This window comes from Tardiphaga sp. 42S5 (assembly GCF_034044155.1).
Lineage (GTDB): Bacteria > Pseudomonadota > Alphaproteobacteria > Rhizobiales > Xanthobacteraceae > Tardiphaga > Tardiphaga robiniae.
Genome location: NZ_CP139027.1, coordinates 2,758,955 through 2,777,187 on the forward strand (window position 1 = coordinate 2,758,955; position 18,233 = coordinate 2,777,187).

At 59.7% G+C, this 18,233-nt stretch carries 16 protein-coding genes and 1 pseudogene; 12 read left to right on the plus strand and 5 right to left on the minus strand.

All coding sequences use genetic code 11. The features are described from left to right. Nucleotides 1-64: 64 nt before the first annotated feature. The 3 genes from SFY93_RS12850 to SFY93_RS12865 all read left to right on the plus strand — a co-directional run bounded on the left by SFY93_RS12850 (nucleotide 65) and on the right by SFY93_RS12865 (nucleotide 3,752). Entirely contained in the window at nucleotides 65-613 is a 549-nt protein-coding gene (locus tag SFY93_RS12850) for a TetR/AcrR family transcriptional regulator (protein ID WP_320447383.1), read from the plus strand. Between the two features lie 118 nt (nucleotides 614-731). Then, nucleotides 732-2,438 carry a long-chain-fatty-acid--CoA ligase gene (locus tag SFY93_RS12855; RefSeq protein WP_320447384.1) on the plus strand — a complete coding sequence of 569 codons (1,707 nt, stop codon included), beginning with the start codon at nucleotides 732-734 and terminating at the stop codon, nucleotides 2,436-2,438. An 819-nt stretch (nucleotides 2,439-3,257) separates the two neighbouring features. Then, nucleotides 3,258-3,752 (plus strand): MarR family winged helix-turn-helix transcriptional regulator, encoded by a 495-nt coding sequence (locus tag SFY93_RS12865; RefSeq protein WP_320447385.1) that lies wholly within the window; start codon nucleotides 3,258-3,260, stop codon nucleotides 3,750-3,752. 13 nt (nucleotides 3,753-3,765) lie between these two features. Here the strand turns inward: SFY93_RS12865 and SFY93_RS12870 are convergent. Further along, a protein-coding gene (locus SFY93_RS12870) for an IS5 family transposase (RefSeq protein WP_320447386.1) occupies nucleotides 3,766-4,523 on the minus strand; the annotation gives its coding sequence in 2 pieces (ribosomal slippage) (nucleotides 3,766-4,181 and nucleotides 4,181-4,523; 759 coding nt in all). A gap of 702 nt (nucleotides 4,524-5,225) precedes the next feature. On the opposite strand from SFY93_RS12870, the gene SFY93_RS12875 reads away from it, so the two are divergent. After that, entirely contained in the window at nucleotides 5,226-5,780 is a 555-nt protein-coding gene (locus SFY93_RS12875; RefSeq protein WP_320447387.1) for a TetR/AcrR family transcriptional regulator, read from the plus strand. 11 nt (nucleotides 5,781-5,791) lie between these two features. Here SFY93_RS12875 and SFY93_RS12880 read toward each other — a convergent pair whose 3' ends face one another. From SFY93_RS12880 to SFY93_RS12895, 4 genes and pseudogenes are all read right to left on the minus strand, one after another. Next, complete coding sequence (locus SFY93_RS12880) at nucleotides 5,792-6,130, minus strand: glutaredoxin domain-containing protein (protein ID WP_320447388.1); 339 nt, start codon at nucleotides 6,128-6,130, stop codon at nucleotides 5,792-5,794. Nucleotides 6,131-6,968: 838 nt separating this feature from the next. Next, nucleotides 6,969-7,829, minus strand: a pseudogene (locus tag SFY93_RS12885) (class I SAM-dependent methyltransferase). Nucleotides 7,830-7,862: 33 nt separating this feature from the next. Then, entirely contained in the window at nucleotides 7,863-8,726 is an 864-nt protein-coding gene (locus SFY93_RS12890) for an alpha/beta fold hydrolase (RefSeq protein WP_320447389.1), read from the minus strand. A gap of 10 nt (nucleotides 8,727-8,736) precedes the next feature. Then, complete coding sequence (locus tag SFY93_RS12895; protein WP_320447754.1) at nucleotides 8,737-9,633, minus strand: NAD(P)/FAD-dependent oxidoreductase; 897 nt, start codon at nucleotides 9,631-9,633, stop codon at nucleotides 8,737-8,739. A gap of 237 nt (nucleotides 9,634-9,870) precedes the next feature. On the opposite strand from SFY93_RS12895, the gene SFY93_RS12900 reads away from it, so the two are divergent. From SFY93_RS12900 to SFY93_RS12935, 8 genes are all read left to right on the plus strand, one after another. Beyond that, nucleotides 9,871-10,515: a TetR/AcrR family transcriptional regulator gene (locus SFY93_RS12900; RefSeq protein ID WP_320447390.1), complete on the plus strand. Its 645-nt coding sequence runs from the start codon at nucleotides 9,871-9,873 to the stop codon at nucleotides 10,513-10,515. Nucleotides 10,516-11,052: 537 nt separating this feature from the next. After that, nucleotides 11,053-12,177 carry an AraC family transcriptional regulator gene (locus SFY93_RS12905; protein WP_320447391.1) on the plus strand — a complete coding sequence of 375 codons (1,125 nt, stop codon included), beginning with the start codon at nucleotides 11,053-11,055 and terminating at the stop codon, nucleotides 12,175-12,177. A 142-nt stretch (nucleotides 12,178-12,319) separates the two neighbouring features. Further along, on the plus strand, nucleotides 12,320-13,594 hold the full coding sequence (locus SFY93_RS12910; protein WP_320447392.1) for an ABC transporter substrate-binding protein: 1,275 nt from the start codon (nucleotides 12,320-12,322) through the stop codon (nucleotides 13,592-13,594). A 57-nt stretch (nucleotides 13,595-13,651) separates the two neighbouring features. After that, nucleotides 13,652-14,530, plus strand: a complete 879-nt coding sequence (locus SFY93_RS12915) for a branched-chain amino acid ABC transporter permease (protein WP_320447393.1) — start codon at nucleotides 13,652-13,654, stop codon at nucleotides 14,528-14,530. Beyond that, on the plus strand, nucleotides 14,527-15,531 hold the full coding sequence (locus SFY93_RS12920) for a branched-chain amino acid ABC transporter permease (protein WP_320447394.1): 1,005 nt from the start codon (nucleotides 14,527-14,529) through the stop codon (nucleotides 15,529-15,531). The genes SFY93_RS12915 and SFY93_RS12920 overlap by 4 nt, the downstream gene beginning before the upstream one ends. Beyond that, complete coding sequence (locus tag SFY93_RS12925) at nucleotides 15,528-16,274, plus strand: ABC transporter ATP-binding protein (RefSeq protein ID WP_320447395.1); 747 nt, start codon at nucleotides 15,528-15,530, stop codon at nucleotides 16,272-16,274. The genes SFY93_RS12920 and SFY93_RS12925 overlap by 4 nt, the downstream gene beginning before the upstream one ends. Beyond that, nucleotides 16,267-16,968 carry an ABC transporter ATP-binding protein gene (locus SFY93_RS12930; RefSeq protein WP_320447396.1) on the plus strand — a complete coding sequence of 234 codons (702 nt, stop codon included), beginning with the start codon at nucleotides 16,267-16,269 and terminating at the stop codon, nucleotides 16,966-16,968. Before SFY93_RS12925 ends, SFY93_RS12930 begins: the two co-directional genes overlap by 8 nt. Nucleotides 16,969-17,020: 52 nt before the next feature. Further along, a complete protein-coding gene (locus tag SFY93_RS12935; protein WP_320447397.1) occupies nucleotides 17,021-18,223 on the plus strand; it encodes a CaiB/BaiF CoA transferase family protein in 1,203 nt (400 codons plus the stop codon). Nucleotides 18,224-18,233 lie beyond the last annotated feature (10 nt).

The window sequence follows — 18,233 nt, forward strand, 5'->3', positions numbered from 1 at the left end:
ATCGATGGGCTTGTCAATCATTATTGATGACGTGTAAAATCATAACAACAGTGGGAGCATCCTCATGCGTATCTCCGAGAACCAGGCGCGGGAAAACAGAGAGAGGGTGGTCGCCGAGGCGTCCAGGCTTTTTCGGGAGAAGGGTTTCGACGGCGTTTCGGTCGAGAAGCTAATGAAGGCCGCAGGGTTTACGCACGGCGGCTTCTACAATCACTTCGAATCGAAGGAAGCGTTGGCTCTTGAGGCCGTCGAGCACGCATTTCGTCAGATGGACGAATTCCGCGGGCGAGCCGAGACCATAAAGGACTTCATCGACGTATACGTTTCGAAAAAAGCGCGCTCGTCGCCCGGCTCGTCGTGCCCGGCGGCCGCTTTGGCCGGAGAGGTCGCGCGCCAGTCGGACGACATTCGGGAGGTGTTCGCCGACGGGGTCGAACGCATGATCTCCTCCGTCGTCAGACTTTTGCCGGACGGACCGGACTCCCGGCTCGAGGCCATCGACGTGGTCTGCCGCATGGTGGGCGCGTTGGCCCTCGCTCAAGCCATGCCGAGGACAAGCGCTCTCGGTCGCGAGGTCATCTCCGCTGCGAAACGAGATCGCGGAAGGACCTAGCTGGCGGCAGGCCTGCGCGCGGGTGCCCGACGGGACCGGCAGAGCGGAACACTGAAGGCCCGGCACATCGTGCCGGGAACGATCTACGAGACCGCAAAGCGGCCGTGCAGGGGGGACTATGAACAGGATCTGGCTAGAACACTATCCGTCGGGCGTACCGGCCGACATCGATACGCATGGATATTCCTCGTTGATCGACATCTTCGAGGAGAGTTTCGCCGCCTTCTCGGACAGACGCGCCGCGCTCTGCATGGGCGTCGCTCTGACATATGGCGAACTCGACGACATGTCGGCCGCACTCGGCGCCCATCTACAGAAGCAGGGGCTCGAGCGCGGGGCGCGCGTGGCCATAATGATGCCCAACGTATTGCAGAACCCGGTCGCCATCGCTGCTGTGCTGCGCGCCGGATTCATCGTCGTGAACGTCAATCCGCTCTACACGCCGCGCGAGTTGGAGCATCAGCTGAACGACTCCGGCGCTGAAGCGATCATCATACTCGAGAACTTCGCAACGACGCTGCAGGCAGTGCTGCCGCGTACGAAGGTGAAGCACATCGTCGTGGCGGCGATGGGCGACCTTCTCGGAATGAAGGGGGCGATCGTGAACTTCACGGTGCGCCGCCTCCGCAAGATGGTTCCGGCGTTCTACCTGCCGACGGCGGTAACGTTCAACCGAGCTCTCTCTCAGGGGCGTCGTCTAGCGTTGAAGAGGCCCGACATCGGACCTGACGATCCCGCTTTCCTGCAGTACACCGGCGGCACCACGGGGGTATCGAAGGGCGCGACGCTTCTTCACCGAAACATGGTCGCCAATCTTCTTCAAATTCAAGCGTGGACCGAGCCGACCCTCGAGAGGTCTCCTGGGATCGAGCAATTGCTGACCGTCTGCGCTCTCCCCCTCTATCACATCTTCGCCCTCACTGTGTGTTTCCTGTTCTCGACGAGAGCCGGGGGCACCAACCTTCTGATCGTCAACCCGCGGGACATTCCTAGCTTCGTCGAAACGTTGCGCGGGCACAAGGTTCACATCTTCCCTGCGGTCAACACTCTGTTCAACGGCCTGCTGCAAAACCCCGACTTCGGGAAGCTCGATTTTTCGGAGCTCAGGATCGCCATCAGCGGCGGTATGGCCACCCAGAAGGCGGTCGCCGACAGATGGAGGGCGGTCACGGGTTGCGTTCTATCCGAAGGATACGGTTTGTCGGAAACAGCCCCAACGCTGACGACGACGTCGCCCGATCTCAAGGAGTTCTCGGGTACGATAGGCCTGCCCGTACCCTCCACCTACATCTCGATCAGGAACGATGAAGGCGCTGAACTGCCCGTCGGCGAGGCAGGAGAGATATGCGGCAGGGGTCCTCAGGTCATGGTCGGCTATTGGAATCGCCCGGCAGAGACGACGCAGGTGATGACGGAAGACGGCTACTTCCGCACCGGTGACATCGGCATCATGTCACCGGACGGTTCGATCAGAATCGTGGACCGCAAGAAGGACCTGATCATCGTATCTGGCTTCAACGTCTATCCCAGCGAGATAGAGGAGGTCATTTCCAATCATCCCGGGGTGCTGGAGTGCGCAGCGATCGGAGTTCCGGATGGAAGGACGACCGAAGCAGTCAAGGTGTTCATCGTCCGCCTCGATCCGAGCCTCACCGCGTCCGACATCATCGCCCACGCCTCGACGCAATTGACGCCATACAAGATTCCCAAACAGATCGAATTCAGGGACGATCTGCCCAAGAGCAACGTCGGCAAGATTCTGCGCAGGATGTTGCGAGAGGAGCATGTGCTTGGTGGACCCAACGGGCGACAGGCGCTGAGATAATCAGAGCCATTGCGGTCGCGAACGCCGTCCAGCGAGTGATGCCGAGAGCGCCATCGTCCGGAACGTCCGATCGGGTCTCATCCCTGCCGAGACGCTCCGGCCGGACGCTTCGCGACGAGCCTTCGTCAGATGCGGCGACAGGCCCTATCCGAAACGCATCATGCTCTTGCGCCATCGCATCCCATCGAAAGCGGCGTTCAGAACTAATGTGTTCGCAGGAACAACATCGCCCGTTCCTTGCGGCACTTCGAGAGGCCATCATGCCCAATACCAGCCTCACGCTCATCAGCCATCCGCTTTGCCCGTTAGTTCAAGGGTGACGATCGTCCTTCTGAAAAAGCGTGTGTCGTTCAACAGGACCGACGTCGATCTCGCGGCCAAGCCCTGCTGGTTTCTGACGTTTTCGCCGACCGGCAAGGTGTCATTGCTCTGTTCGCCGTCAGCGCCCTTGAGACCAGTTGAGGGACTTCACGAAGAGAGGATGTCTGGTTCATCGTAGCCGTAAGGAGCGAAGATGAGGTAGAAATCCGGGTCGGGCAAAGCGCCGGCTGTCGCAACGATCGCTGTCCTAGATTTGAGCCGTCCGCGGAAAATTGCAGCAGAGATCAAGGCCGAGGTCGTTAAACATCACTATACAACCGCCATTATCACGACCATGTTATTCATTTTATTTATAATGAATAGTACAGTGGTCATCAATGGCATGCGGCGAACGCATGTGCTGTCAAATGCATTCTCTGTTGTTACGAAACAAGCCGACTGGGGATACTGATGCCGACCACGCGCAGCGAGCCGGTCCTGCATAGAGGACCGCGCCGGATGACCGAGCCATTCCAACTTAGCAGCGGCGAGGCCGACGCGCAGGGGTTGCAGCAGTTCTATTGGGACATAGCTTCTATCGAGAGGCATTTAGACGAAATACGTTCGTTTTGGGCGAGCAGACTTGGCATCAGCGTTCGGCAGTGGATGATCCTGGCGGCCCTGGAAGACATGGATGCCGGGGAAGGGGTCGCAGTAAAAGATGTCTCCGCGAAGATGTTCGTAGATCCTTCGTTCGTGACAACGCAATCGAAGGTGCTCGCAGCCAAAGGGTTCATTCGCAGGGCAAGTTCTCCGCACGACGCGCGCGTAATTCTGATGACTATCACCGACGACGCCAAGAAGCGGATATCTCGGGTCAACGAAAGGCGACATTCGATTCAGAAGTTTATCTTTTCTGATTTCGACAGCAGCGCTCTCGAAGGTTTCTTGGAGCAGGTAAGTGCGGTGAAAGCTAAATGCGAGCGGGCTACCAGGATCCTCGCGGCAGACTAGGGCCGATCGACATTCATTGGTTCCAGATCGTTGCTGCGGCGAGGTGGATGAAGCCAGCAAAGTGCGAGGTTCGTCTGTCATAGCGTGTGGCGAAACGCCGGAAGTGTTTGAGTCGGCAGAAGCAGCGCTCGATCCGATTGCGCTGCTTGTAGACGTTGATGTCGTGCGGAATGATGACCTTGCGGGTTCGGTTGGACGGGATGACCGCTGTTGCCCCCATATCGGCGATGATCGCGCGCAGCGCGTTGCTGTCATAGGCCTTGTCGGCAAGCACGGCTTCGCCGGTCTGGCCCTGGAGCAAGGCAGGCGCCTGGGTGACGTCGCCAGCCTGTCCGGCTGTGATGATGAAGCGGAGCGGGCGACCAAGTGTATCGGCCAGCATATGGATCTTCGTGGTCAGTCCACCTCGGGAACGCCCCAGCGCCTGATCTTTAGCCCCCCTTTTCCGCCCGCAGCCTGCTGGTGAGCGCGAACGATGGTGCTGTCGATCATCAGATACTGATTATCCCGGTCTGCCGTCAGGGCTGTGAACACGCGTTCCCAGACCCCGGCATGGCACCAGCGGCTGAACCGCCGATGTACCGTCTTCCACTTGCCGTACCGTTCCGGCAGGTCGCACCAATGCGCACCCGAGCGCAGAACCCACAAACAGCCGTTCACGAATAGGCGGTTATCAGCCGCTGTGCGTCCTGCGTCGCCAGCCTTGCCCGGCAGCAGCGGAGAAATCTTCACCCACTGCGCCTCATTCAATTCGTAGCGCTTCGCCCCCATCACTTGCTCCGTGCAAATCATGGAGCCCTATGAATCAGCGATTGAACCTCTTGGGAATCCTGAAAGTCGATCGGCTCTAGTCCTTTGACAAACTTACGGATTTATTCGCGCTCGAAGCGAGATGCGTCCTTTGGTCAGCTCATCAGCGCCGGTGGCGTCGGTTGTTGAAGATGGTCGAATATATAATAACAGCGGTCGTTCGCCACCTACTTGCTGTCGATGCGATATGCGTTTTCCCCCCGGTCTTGTGAATACCCGCCCCGCTTCATACGCGGGCGGCATTTTTCGTCCACGATGCTCGGCGTCCTGACGTGGGCGTCCTCGGATCGAGATCAGTTTGTGCAAGGCCCGGCGCAGCTTTCATGCCTCTTTAGGTCCGGCGGTTAGGGCCCTTCGAGGGCGACCCGGCTCGTCTCCGAAATATGTGACCAATTATGAGAAGGCCTGAAAGCTGCTGCGAGAGCTCCGCAGACTTTGCGATTGAGAAGCGTCGCGAACGCCGAGAGCAAGTTAGCATCCATGGCACCGATCGCGTCGATGACTGCGCCTCAGAACGGTGCGGGCCGAAGTAAAATGCACCTTGCAGCTTGCTTGCGTGCGAGCCGCAGTCATAATACGAGGACATGGTCGCCAAAGCCGGCGACTTCGGAAATCGGGCCGGGCAGACACGCGAGGAGCGCTTTGAGAGTCAGTAAGGAAAGGATGGCGGAGCATCACAATGCCATCATATCCGCCGGTGCCAAGTTGTTCCGCGAACATGGCTTTGACGGGGTCGGCGTCATCGAAGTCGCGAAGGAGGCCGGGTTGACCCATGGCGCGTTCTACGGTCATTTTCGATCGAAGGCGGACTTGGCCGCGGAATCATGTCGTCGGGCGTTCGAGGAGCAACATGGTGTCTGGCCTGCCGGAATGACTCTGAGCAAATTCGTCAGTATGTACCTATCCGGCGAACATCGAGATAGACCTGCAGAAGGTTGTCCGGTGCCATGCTTCGCCGAGTCCATCGGGCGACAGGAAGCGATCGTGCGACGGGAATATGCCAAGGGCTTCGAGAACTACGTCCGTCAGATCAGCGCGCAGTTCGAGATGGCCGGGCAGACGAAGGTCCGGGCCCGGAAAGACGCTCTTCTGCTCATTTCGGCCCTGGTTGGCGGCATAAGCGCGGCGAGATCGATCGTATGGTCCGACCGCCAAATGTCTAATGGCATTCTCGCGGAGACGAAGAAGTCGGTGATGCAGCAGTTCGGACTGCGCTAGGTGCCCGACGATCACCAAAACTCCCGGTCCGCGAAAGCCGAAACGCCGTTCTCGGCGAACATCGCCTGCAGCTCTCCCGCCCGGAACATCTCTCTGACGGCATCGTAGCCGCCGACGAGCTTTCCCTTCACGTATAGTCGCGGAATAGCCGGTCCACCCTGTTGGCTCTCGGTGCCGCAGCCCAGTTCGGGCGACGGGGGCACGTCGATCGCGCGGTATTGAACCCGGAGCAGATCGAGAATGCGCACCATTTGGGCACTAAACGCGCATCCAGGCGCATCCGGGTGGCCGTTCATGAAGACGACCACGTCGTTTAATACGATTTCCCGCTCGACCGTTTCCTGCTTCATCGGATGTTCCTTCGTCAGCCGCGCTACGTCAGCGATCCACGACGGTCGGCGATTCAGTAGAGGACGCTCGAACGGGCGGTCGATCCGGCGCGGTCAAGGAAAAACCGGCCGCCGCTTCTCTACGAACGCGCGCACAGTCTCGCGGTGCTCGGCGGTCTGCGCGCATCCCACGAGACGCTCCGCTTCCTTGTCCAAGGATGCGCGAAAAGCCCAAGACCTGAGCATCGCCGAGATTGTCCTTGATGACTCCGGACGCATTGGCCGGTCCGTCCGCGAGCGTGAGCGCCATTGCGAAAGCGTTTTCAACCAGGGCCTCGGCCGCTACCACGCGACATTTCTTGATACGACATCCATCGATCGACCTCCCGTTATTGTTAACAGTTCTAAAGTAGAACCTTACCCTAGTCGTTACAAGCAAGAACGTGGAGGACGGACGGCCCAGGCGCAGCCCAAGCTCCCGCGCAAACCAAGCGACCCCATGACGTTCCAAAAGGCGGCTCGGGTCCGAGGGAGGAAAGGCGGCATGGTTCAATCGTCGGACGACGGCTATGGATTCGTGCGCACGGTCGGAAGACGCCTCCGCTCCAACGTGGTCGTGAGGACGCCCTCGATCCGGATCGAGAGCTTCCGACGAGAAGTGCGAAACAAGGTGCAGTGGCACTTCCGTCAGCCGGAGCGAGGCGATATCTCGACCGCGTACTTCGGCGGCCGGCCTATCTCGCCGCGACGGCTGTCAACAAGCCTGGCTGAACCGTGTTAATGCACGACTCTGCTCCGCCGCAGGCCGGCCAAAGAAGCCCCATCCAACGAGCGGGGGCGTCTCCCCTGCTAATCCCTGTCAGCTTGCCGGATTGCGCGCGCCGTGACGATCCACGCCGCGCTGTCGATCATCACCGACCGTTCGCCGGAGCTGCCCGCGAAGGCAGCACGAAGCGCGATCGAGGCGCGGGCACGGATGTCATCGGGCTGATCAGCGAGCACGCGCGACACCGGACCGACCTCGAACGTCAACTTCACCGCGTCGTCGATCGCCGCGTCCCGCGTCGCGCCCTCGCCAAACGGGAAGGAAGCATCGAAGGGCGCGATAGCGATATCGGTGAAGCCGGCCGCCGTCAGGATGCGAGCCACCCGGCCCCGGTCGCCGAATGAGAATGGGCCCGGTGCTTCGGGATCGGGCGGCGCCGCCGGCGGGACGATGCCTTTGATCGCACCCATCGGCAGGCGCACCCAATCGTTCTCGGCCGCGCTACGCCAGCAAACGAAAGCGACCCGCCCTCCCGGCTGGAGCGCGCGGCGCATATGGGCGAATGCTCTTGTCGGATCGTCGAAGAACATCACCCCGAAACGCGAGAACAGTATGTCGAACACGCCCTCGGGCAGTTCGGCGCTGCTGGCGTCGGCAACCCGGAACAGGACTGGCGTATCCTGTGGCGCAAGCGCGCGCTCGGGCGATCATCGGTTCGGATATGTCCACGCCCAGCACTTGGCCCTCTGCTCCGACGCGGGCGGCGAGAGCAAAACTCGACGCGCCAGTGCCGCAGCCGATGTCCAGCACGCGCTCGCCCATCGCGGGCGCGGCGGCGTCGATCGCGGCTTGGCCGAACACCGCCAGCCTAGCGTCGAGCATGGCCTGGTGGGCGACCCAGCGCTCCCCGCTTTGGTCGTTCCAGTCCACCCGCTCCACATTCTGCTCTGCCATACATATCCTTGTTCGGATTAGTTGATAACTAAGCTATCCGATGCCAAAGCGCGCATCGGCCCATACCGCGATCCGTTCCGCAATGGCCTCGGGGGCCTCGATGTGCAGGAAATGGCCGACGTCGGGAATGATCTCCATCGCGTGCGGGGCGGCGAACCGATATCGGTCGTCAACCTGCGGCGGGAGGATGCAGTCGTCGTCGGCACCATGAAGGTGCAGCAGGGGTACCGTGATCGGCTGAGACATGCGGCGCGTGGCCCCCAGCATGCCGGGGCGCATCATCGCCCGGTAGTACTTTAGCGGCGCGGACATGCTCGCCCGCAGGTGCTCGTGTAGCTCCGCCTGGAGAGCCGGATCGAGTGACAAGCCGGGCGACCACTGACGCCAGAGGTAGTCGATGAGGGCGAGATCGCGGGCGGTGGCTATCCAGCCACTTCCCGGCAGTTGAAAGAGCTCCATGTACCAGCTCCGGCGTAGCTGAGCGGGGCGCGTCAGCTGGCTCATGAACGTGAGTGGATGAGGGATTGCGAGCGTGACCGCGCGTTCGATCCGCTCCGGCGCGGTGACGCAGGTATCATATGTGATTAGCGCACCCCAATCGTGGCCGATCAGCTCCACGGGTCGCCCCGGAGACCAACGGTCGATCAGCGCGACCACATCGCCGGTGAGGGCTGCGAAGTCGAACGGCCCCGCCGTCGGGGACGGCGCGTAACCGCGAAGCCAGGGTGCGACGACGTGACGTCCACGGCGGCCGAGCTCAGCAAGGAAGGGCTTCGCGATCGGCGGATGGTCCGGGAAGCCGTGCAAGACGATCGTCGGTTGACCATCGGGAGCACCACCCTGTAGCGCGTGAAAGGTGCCGTGCGGTAGGTCGAAAGTGACCTGTTCGAACTCCATATGTGTCTTCTCAAACCACCATCGACTGCTGCGCGAAGATACCCGCCATCGCGCCGTGCGACGATGCCAGGGTGACCGATGGCGGCGTGATGGGGTTAGCGAGGTCGCCGGCGGCGTAGATGCCGGGCATGCTGGTTTCGCGGCGCTCGTCGACCTTGAGGATGATGCCGAGAGGTGTTTTGACCGTGGCGAGCCCCAGTGATTCATGCAGGCTTGCGGACGGCTTGTTGCGCGGATGCGCGAACAGGATGTCGACCGCGACATCGGGGCCGGTATCGAGCTTGACGGTGGCGTTATGGGCCCCGCGTTGGGCGATCCCAGTAATACGGCCATCGACGACAGGGACGTTGCGGCGAGCCAGATCGGCCCGGATATCGGGTGCAATGTCGTGACCATCGGCGAAGACCGTCAACCTGTCGGTCCAATCGTGGAACAGCCTGACCTGATTCATCGACTGCGGGCCGGACCAGACGAGACCCCAATGCTGGCCGGCGACTTCAAAGCCGTCGCAATAGGGGCAGGGCACGATGGACCCGCCCCAGCTTTCGGCGAACCCCGGAACATCGGGCATCTGGTCCACGATGCCATAGCTCAGGATCAGGCGGCGCGCGCCAAGGCTTTCACCATCGTCAGTGAGGACGGAGAATTTGTCGATGGCGCCAGAGACGCTGTCGGCCCGGGCATTGACCAGCCTGACCGTGGGATAACGCGCTAGTTGCTGTCGCGCCTCGGCCAGAATGTCCAACGGTGGCTTGTGATCGTGGCCGAGAAGACCATGCGAGTGTTCAGCGAAGCGGTTGCGCGGCAGGCCGGTATCGAGAACGGTGACCTTGCGGCGGGCGCGGCCGAGCTGCAGGGCGCCGGCGAGACCGGCAAAGCTGCCGCCAATGATGATAACGTCATTCATGGTGATGGGCTCCGTGGTGTGGATGGAGGGAGACGGGTTTGCCTGGGCGCGGGCGAGGCCGATGGTAGAAAGCGCGGCCAACTTCAGCAGGGCTCGTCGTTGCATCGAAGTCGCCTTGTGTTTTTTTGGTCAGATGATACGCGCTTGAGACAGGCAGCGATCTTTGGCTTGCATATTTTGGAAACTGCGTGGTATCGTAATTCAAGAATTGGAATACTGTCAAGTACTGGAATTGTCGTGACCGAAAACAGCCAGGCCCGGCGCGGCCGGCCCGCCAACGAGGCGCTTGGCCAAACGATAGTCGACGCCGCGCGCGAACTTTTTGTGGAATTGGGTTTTCAGGCGACGACCTTGGACAAGGTCGCCCAGCGAGCGAAGATATCCAAGCTCAGCATCTATCGGCACTTCGAGAACAAGGAGGCGCTGTTCAGCGCGGCCATGGCGGCCAGCTGCCGTCAGTTGTTTGCACCACAGGCCCTTCTTAAAGGCGTCGACGGTTCGGTCGAAGATCAGCTCGTGGCGGTGGGATCATTACTGCTTCGCACGCTGTTGAGATCAGACGTCCGCAGTGTCGAAGCCATGGTCATGGCCGACAAGACGAGTCAAAACTCGCTAAGCAGGCTCCATTTCGAAGCCGGCCCCGCCCATGTCATCGCCCAAATCGAGGCCCTGTTGCGTCAGTTGCACGCGAAAGCGGTTCTAAACGTGCCCGATCCTCTTCGGTCCGCCCGCTTGTTTGCCGCGCTTTTCAAAGGATCCGATCTCCTGATTGTCGCACGCTTCGATGAGGCGAGAGCAGAGGACGAAATCGAATCCTATTGCCGGTCTGCCGTCGCCATGTTCATCGCCGCGCACGGTGGCAACAATCACACGGGCGGATAGCCTAGACGTCGCCGCGAAGCGTTCGCGGCCGAAAAAGGATCGAGCTTCGGCTCCCGCGAGCAGGGACGCTACGCGGCGGGACGGCTTGTGCCATTCTAAGGTGTACTATCTTACGGGTGGATGTCCGCTATCCGCTGTCTGTTTTCTTGAGCGGTTTGACCCACGGCACGCACACGTATAATCGACCCCGGCAGCAGCATTCGCGACGTTTTCGGCGGTGGGGGACTGTCGTCGTCAAGCGATCTGAGAGCTGCGAGTATATCGCCGATCCTGACGGTCTCGTCGCGGCCCGGGATCTGTCGGAGCCATGGCTTCCCTTCGACAGCACCTTCACGCACCTGCGGGAGGTTCTCGCGAATCCCTTTTTGGACGCTCTGCAAAAGCGCTGCGTCCTTGCGGCTTGGGCATCGGATGCCTTTGCTGCCGCATCGGGCATGCTCCCATTCGTGAGCGAAAGCATATCACAAGTAAAGTGATCAGTTTTGAATCTGCGCGTGGCCTATTTCGGTCAGTACCAACGCTCCACTGCAAGCCTCGGTGATCGAGACCGGGAAGTTGTCAGCCACGGTCTATCCTCGACGGCAAATGCACATGCTAGGCAGGAATCCTTTCAAGCGGATGGGAGAAACATCGCTCGCGTTGGTCGAGGAAGAAGATTGGCTCACTGCGGCTTTGATTGTCCGCGACGAACGGTCGTGGGGGTTATGCTGCGGCGCACCAACAAAGCGCCTCGCTTCTTTTCTGTGTTCAGTGCATTCTATCTTGGAACTCGCGTTTGAACGAGGTTTTGGGATGGCAAGCGTCGGCGAGAACTACGTTCGGTTGGTCGGGGGCGATCTTGTGTCGTCCATCATTACCGATACGCCGAGCATGCGGATCGAAGTTCTTCGCAGGGAAACGGTTGGGCGAATGCACTGGCACTTTCGCCAGCCGGAGCTGTCGTTGTTCTGGTTTGGCAAGGGAGCCGAACGGCTCAGAGCTACGATCGATGGGCGTCCGGTTGAGCGCCGGTTTCCGGGCAAATCGAAGCTCGCAATCTTTCCTGCTGCAATCGAGATCGAAGGCGAGTGGAACGTAGGACCAACCCTCGACTACACGGTGGTGTTCCTGAACCCATCCTTCGTAGGTGAACGCCTTCAACACGCAATCACTAATCCGACAGTCGCTTTTGAGCACGACGGATTGACCCGCGGCCTCGCGGAACTTTGCCGTGAGGCAGCCTCGCCCGACAACGTTTTCAACCTCATGGCAGAGGGATGGTCGATTCAGGCGCTGGCGCACATTTCTCGGGTAAGTGAAAGAAGTCAGCAGCCATCTAACGAACTGCGCGGGGGGTTACCGGGCCGGAGTCTCCGGCGTCTTGAGGAATATGTGCGTAACAACCTTATCCAGCCGATCTGTCTCGCAGAGCTTTCGGAGATTGCCGGCTTGAGCAAGCGGCATTTCCTGCGCGCGTTTCAGGAAAGTGTCGGCGCGACGCCATACAACTACGTTCTTTCCCTTCGGATCAATGAGGCGAAGCGGCGGCTGTTGGAAACGGAAGACAGCATCGTTGATGTGGCCCTTGCGACCGGATTCAGTCACGCCCAGCATTTCTCGACGAGTTTCAAGAAAGCGACTGGCGTCACTCCATCCGCGTTCCGTCAGCGTTGCCTGTCATAAGCAACAGCCCTCTCTGAAAATACGCGCCTGCCTGTCGCGGACTAAATGGCGCTTTTTCGGAAGCCTTGGCGTTATCCTGCAAGTCAGGTGCCGTCTCCCGATCTAATACTATCCCATAAAAATCCACGCAGACCGCAGCCGCATGGCCGCGGCTCAAGCGGGAGTTTCGGAGCGGAAAAGACCGCCCGGCATTAGGGAGAGCGGGATGGCAATTTCTTTCAGGGGATACGCGCGCATTGGTTTGGCCACGGCGATAGGTCTCGCGGCGTCGGCTGGCGTGACGGCATACGCGCAAGATAAGACGCCGATCAAGATCGGACTGATGTTGCCCTATAAGGGGGTGTATGCGGTCCAGGCCGAAAACCTTGATCGCGGCTTTCAAATTGCGTTGGCGGAGTTTGGTAACAAGACGAACGGTCGCCCCATCGAGGTTATCCGTGCTGACGACGAGCTGACACCGGGTGTCGGCGTGCAGAGATTCAACAAGTTTGTTCAATCGGACAAGGTAGATCTCGTTGCGGGGGTTATCGGTTCTAACGTCGGCATCGCCATTTCCGAGCTGGCAGACAAGAACAAGATGCCGATGGTATTCGCGAATGCATTCGCCGACGAGATCACGGGGAAGTTCTGTAGTCCCTACATTGCTCGCACATCCTTCAGCGCCAACGGCTTCGAATACGCCTCCGGAAAGTACTGGGCCAGCAAGGGGATCAAGACTGCCGTCACGATGGGTCCGGACTATTCCGCAGGACGTGCATTCATCGGCGGATTCCGGCGCGGCTTCGAAGACAATGGCGGCAAGGTGATCGAGGAAGTCTGGACACCCTTCCAGAAGACCAAGGACTATAGCGCCGCGCTGACGCAGGCAGCAAACTCCGGCGCGCAGATCATCTACGCATTCTATGCGGGCGCGGAGGCCATCCAGGTCGTGAAGCAACATGCCGACTTCGGGCTGCGGACCAAAATCCCCCTGATCGGGGATCACTGGGTCTATGACGAATCGCTATGGCCCGCCCTCGGCGATCTGGCCCTCAACGCGCAGCACGTTGCCACGCATTACCCAGGTATCAAGACCGAAGCGAACGAGAAGTTCGTGAAGGCTTATAACGCAAGGTACAAGCAGGACCCCGACGTCAGCGCCGAGCTTGGTTATGACAATGGCAAGGCGATCATGCTGACGCTTGAGAAACTCGGCGGTCAAATGCCGGAAGATCGCGCCAAGTTCATCTCCACGATGCGCGATCTGACATTCGATGCGCCACGTGGAAAGATCAAGTTCAATGCGCAGAACAGCGCATTGCTTGAGAAGGTCTATGTGATCGAAATTGTAATGGGTCCCGACGGCAAGATGCAGCGTAAATCCCCGGATCAATTTCCGGGTGCTGGCGATCTGCCGGGCTGCACGAAATCGTTCTGATCCGAGGCGAGCTTTGTCTCCAGCGAAAGCTCGCCCTTTTTCTCGAGTTCATGAAACATGCAGCTTTTCCTGATTCAACTTCTTAATGGCGTGCAACTGAGCATGCTGGTGTACCTGCTCGCCGTCGGCCTCACGCTGATCTTCGGGTTGATGAACATTCTCAATTTGGCCCATGGAGCTTTCTTCACGATGGGCGCCTATTTCGGATTGGTCGTCGCTAATAAAACAGGCTCATTCTGGCTGGCGCTGCTCATAGGTCCGCTATTGCCATTCGTGGCGGGCTTTTTGCTGCAATTCTTCGTACTGCAACCGCTGGCTCAGCGCGGCCGCTCAACGCATCTCGATCTCGCCCTGCTGACGTTCGGCCTGCTGTTCGCGACAGCGGGGGCAGTCGAGTATATCTATGGCTCGGCATTTCACAGCATTGTCACGCCCGATTTCCTGAAGGACCGCGTTACCTTGCTGGGCATCGAGTACCCGCTTTATCGTCTGTTCATCATTGCCGTCGGCATTGCCGTTGCCATCGCGCTTGTCCTGGTGATCGACCGCACCCTGGTCGGCGCCACGCTGCGGGCCGGGGTTGACAACCGTGAGATGGTCACGGCGCTCGGCATAAACATCAATGTTTTGTTCGCGCTGGTGTTCGGGGTCGGCTCCGCGCTTGCCGGATTTGCCGGCGTCGTCTCGGCGCCGGTCATGAGTATCTACTCCAGCATGGGCATCGGAATTGTTGTCACTACCTTTGTGGTCGTGGTGGTGGGCGGCCTCGGCAATCTCAAGGGTTCGTTCTACGCCTCGCTCATCGTCGGCATGACGGATACATTTGCCCAGGCCTATCTTCCGGAAGCCGAGCTGTTTGCAATTTACATCCTTCTGATAGCCGTGATGATCTTTCGCCCGCAGGGCCTTTTCGGCGCGGTCGGGAGGGTCGCATGAGCGCAGATGTCATGCTCACGAGCGAGCGGGAAGCCGGCGTGCTAAAGCGTCTGCCGTTTGCAGTTTCACGTCGTGCATACGTCGCCTTGTTCGTTATTCTTGGCTTCGGCTTATGCGCGCTGCCATCGTTCGTGTCTGGCTACGTAATGACCCTGGCAGTCGAAGTCATGATTGCGGGAGTATTCGCATCGGGCATCAATCTTCTGACAGGATATACGGGTCTCGTATCCCTAGGACAGGCGATGTTTCTCGGGTTTGGTGGATACGGCATCGCCATCGGAACAGCCCTGTTGGGATGGCCGCTGTGGGTCTCTGCCCCGGTCACCCTTGTGGTCGTGGCCGCGATTGCGGCGGCAGTTGGCGCGATCTGCACCCGGACGCGTGGCGTCGAATTTCTCCTGATTACGCTAGCATTCTCACAGATGTTCTATGGGGCAGCAATCAAGTTGCGCTGGACCAACGGTTCGGATGGAATGACAGGAATTCCGCGCCCTGATCTGTCACTGCTAGGCGTGAGCGCGGATCACCCGATCATCTTCTATTACTACGTTCTTGCCGTCGCGGTTATCGCGCTGTTGATGTTGTGGCGGATCGTAACGTCGCCTTTCGGCAGCGTCCTCGTAGGCATTCGTGAAAACGAGCGTCGCATGATGTCGATGGGATATGCGGTTGCCAACTACAAGATCGGGTCGTTCGCACTGGCTGCCGTGATCTGTGCGGTCGCGGGTATTCTTCAGTCGCAGTACACCTATTTCGTCAATCCCGATGCGATGAGCTGGCAGATGAGCGGTGAGGGCGTGCTGATGGTCATCATCGGCGGCACCAATGTCGTTCTCGGGCCATTTGTGGGAGCCGCGGTCTTCGTCGTGGTCAAGCAGGCGCTGAGCATGATTACGGAAGAGTACAATCTGTTCTTCGGCATCTTCTTCATGCTTGTGGTTGCGTTTTTCCGTGGTGGCGTTCTCGGCTCCATCAGCACGCTGATCGGAAAACGGCGATGAGCGCGCTCGAAGTTAGGAACTTGCGCAAGGCCTTCGGTGGGCTGCAGGTCATCAGTGATCTCGATCTGAAAGTGCCGTCGGGCCAACGCCATGCGGTGATCGGCCCCAATGGCGCCGGCAAAACCACGCTGTTCAACATCATCACGGGATGGCAGCCACCGACCAGCGGTGAAATTCTCATTCATGGCGTTCCGGTGCAGCAGGGGCGGCCCGACCTCGTCACCCGAGGCGGTCTGTCACGCTCGTTCCAGAAGAACATGCTGCTTGAGAGTGTCACTGTTCTTGAGAACCTACGCGTCGCATGTCAGGCATTTAGTGCGTCACGGCATTCCGTGTTGCGGTCGTGCCGGTCGTTTTCTGACGTTATTCACAAAGCGCACCTCGCGGCCGAGCAGATGCATCTTGACACCGTGCTGCACCGGAATGTGAACGAACTGTCCTACGGACAAAAGCGTCAACTGGAAGTGGCGATCGCACTATGTGCGGAGCCGACGATTCTGCTGATGGATGAGCCGGCAGCTGGAACGTCCCCCGACGAGCGCGCCAGACTGATAAAGTTGATCAACGGCTTGTCGCCCGAGTTGACCATTCTGCTTGTAGAACACGACATGGATGTCGTGTTTGCGATCTGCGACATCATCACGGTGTTGAGTTACGGCAAGGTGCTCGCAACAGGGAAGAAGGACGAGATCCAATCCAATCCTCAGGTAATCGAGGCGTATCTGGGGAAGCACCATGCTTAAGATCGAGCATCTTCACACCTATTATGGTGAAAGCCACATCCTGCAAGGCGTCGATCTTTGTGTGACAACAGCGCAGTGCGTGGCGGTGCTCGGCCGGAACGGGGCGGGCAAGACGACGACGCTGCGCTCGATATTGGGGCTAACGCCCGCGCGGCACGGCCGCGTCGTCTTCAATGGCGTCGATATCACACGGCTGCCGACACACCAGATCGTGAAATCCGGCATTGCTTTCGTACCGGAGGATCGCGGCATCTTCCCGACGGTGACCGTCGAGGAGCATCTTGCCATTGCCCATGGCGCGTCGAAACACCGGCCCCGGCGTAAGCCCGTGGAATATGTGTTCGAGATATTTCCTCGCCTCTCCGAACGTCGCAAGAGTCTCGGCGGACAACTGTCCGGCGGTGAGCAGCAGATGCTGGCGATCGGGCGCGCGCTGGTGGCTGGTCCGGACCTGATGATTCTCGATGAACCCAGTGAAGGTCTGGCGCCGGTGATTATCGAGAAGCTCGAAGCCGTGCTCAAGGATATCAAGGCGTCCGGAACGGCCATTCTGCTGGTCGAGCAGAACTATCACCTAGCGATCCAACTGGCAGACCAAGTCTACGTGCTCAGTCAGGGGCGGGTTCAATTCGCTGGTGACACGCAATCGCTGGTCGCAAATGACGATATCCGACGAACGTATTTGAGCGTGTGACAGGCGAAAATGCGGAAGACGAAAACGAAGTGTAAACACAGGAAGTGAAGAAATGCCCGGACCTCTAAATGGTGTACGCGTGCTGGATCTGACCGGAGTTGTATCGGGTCCGTATGCGACGATGTTTCTGGCGGATCAGGGTGCCGATGTACTCAAGATCGAACCGATCGGCGGCGACATCACCCGCCGCAGCCGTGCCGTTATCGACAAGGCCGGCGAGTTTTCGGCGCTGTTCATCTCGTCGAACCGCGGTAAGCGCTCGCTCTCGATCGACGTCAAGAGTGAGGCCGGCCGCGAGGTGATGGCCAAGCTTGTTGCGCAGAGCGACGTACTGGTGCAGAATTTCCGACCTGGCACCACGGAGCGGCTCGGACTCGGACCTGAAGTACTGCGTAAGCGGCATCCGCGCCTGATCTATGTGTCGATCAGCGGCGTTGGAGACGCCGGGCCATATGTGAAGAAGCGCGTCTACGACCCAATCATCCAAGCGCTCTCGGGATTTGCCGACATCCAGTCGCAAGCAGTGACCAACCGCCCCCAAATGATCCGCACCATCGTGTGCGACAAGACCACGGCCGTATTTACCGCGCAGGCGGTATCGTCGGCGCTGTATGCCCGCGAGAAGACCGGGCAGGGCGACCACATCCAGGTGGCGATGCTCGACACCATGATCTCGTATCTGTGGCCCGAAGGCATGATGCAATACACGGTGGTCGGCGCCGAAGCCACTACCATGGACCCCAACGATCGGCCCGACCTCGTGTTCCAGACGCAGGATGGCTACATCACCTGTGGCACGATCTCGGACTCCGAGTGGCAGGGTTTCTGCAAGGCATCAGGCGATCCGGAGCTTGACAAAGACGAGCGGTTTGCGACGCCGGGCGCGCGCTTCGTCAACGCTACTGCGCGCATCAACAAGATGCAGGAATATATCGCGCAGCGCACCACCGCCGAGTGGCTAGAGCGGCTTGATGCGGCCGACGTGCCGTGCTCACCGATCCTGCGCCGCGGCGAGATCATCCAGAACGAACAGGTGGTGGCGCGCGGCCTGATCGAGGAGTTCGAGCAGCCGACGGTAGGTCGGGTGCGGCAGCCAAAACCTGCGGCGATTTTCGAGGTCAACAAGGCCGCGATTGGTGGTCCAGCGCCGCGCGTCGGCGAACATTCCCGCGCCGTGCTGCGAGACCTCGGTTACAGCGACAACGCCATTGACACGATGATTGCCGACAAAGCTGTGCGCGCGGCGTCGAACTGATCCGGAGAAA

Coding starts and splice junctions, on each gene's coding strand:
- SFY93_RS12920 (WP_320447394.1), top strand. CDS start 14,527: ATGAGCGCAGATGTCATGCTCACGAGCGAGCGGGAAGCCGGCGTGCTA.
- SFY93_RS12895 (WP_320447754.1), bottom strand. CDS start 9,633: ATGAATGACGTTATCATCATTGGCGGCAGCTTTGCCGGTCTCGCCGGC.
- SFY93_RS12855 (WP_320447384.1), top strand. CDS start 732: ATGAACAGGATCTGGCTAGAACACTATCCGTCGGGCGTACCGGCCGAC.
- SFY93_RS12890 (WP_320447389.1), bottom strand. CDS start 8,726: ATGGAGTTCGAACAGGTCACTTTCGACCTACCGCACGGCACCTTTCAC.
- SFY93_RS12915 (WP_320447393.1), top strand. CDS start 13,652: ATGCAGCTTTTCCTGATTCAACTTCTTAATGGCGTGCAACTGAGCATG.
- SFY93_RS12865 (WP_320447385.1), top strand. CDS start 3,258: ATGACCGAGCCATTCCAACTTAGCAGCGGCGAGGCCGACGCGCAGGGG.
- SFY93_RS12925 (WP_320447395.1), top strand. CDS start 15,528: ATGAGCGCGCTCGAAGTTAGGAACTTGCGCAAGGCCTTCGGTGGGCTG.
- SFY93_RS12910 (WP_320447392.1), top strand. CDS start 12,320: ATGGCCGCGGCTCAAGCGGGAGTTTCGGAGCGGAAAAGACCGCCCGGC.
- SFY93_RS12935 (WP_320447397.1), top strand. CDS start 17,021: ATGCCCGGACCTCTAAATGGTGTACGCGTGCTGGATCTGACCGGAGTT.
- SFY93_RS12930 (WP_320447396.1), top strand. CDS start 16,267: ATGCTTAAGATCGAGCATCTTCACACCTATTATGGTGAAAGCCACATC.
- SFY93_RS12850 (WP_320447383.1), top strand. CDS start 65: ATGCGTATCTCCGAGAACCAGGCGCGGGAAAACAGAGAGAGGGTGGTC.
- SFY93_RS12880 (WP_320447388.1), bottom strand. CDS start 6,130: ATGAAGCAGGAAACGGTCGAGCGGGAAATCGTATTAAACGACGTGGTC.
- SFY93_RS12875 (WP_320447387.1), top strand. CDS start 5,226: ATGGCGGAGCATCACAATGCCATCATATCCGCCGGTGCCAAGTTGTTC.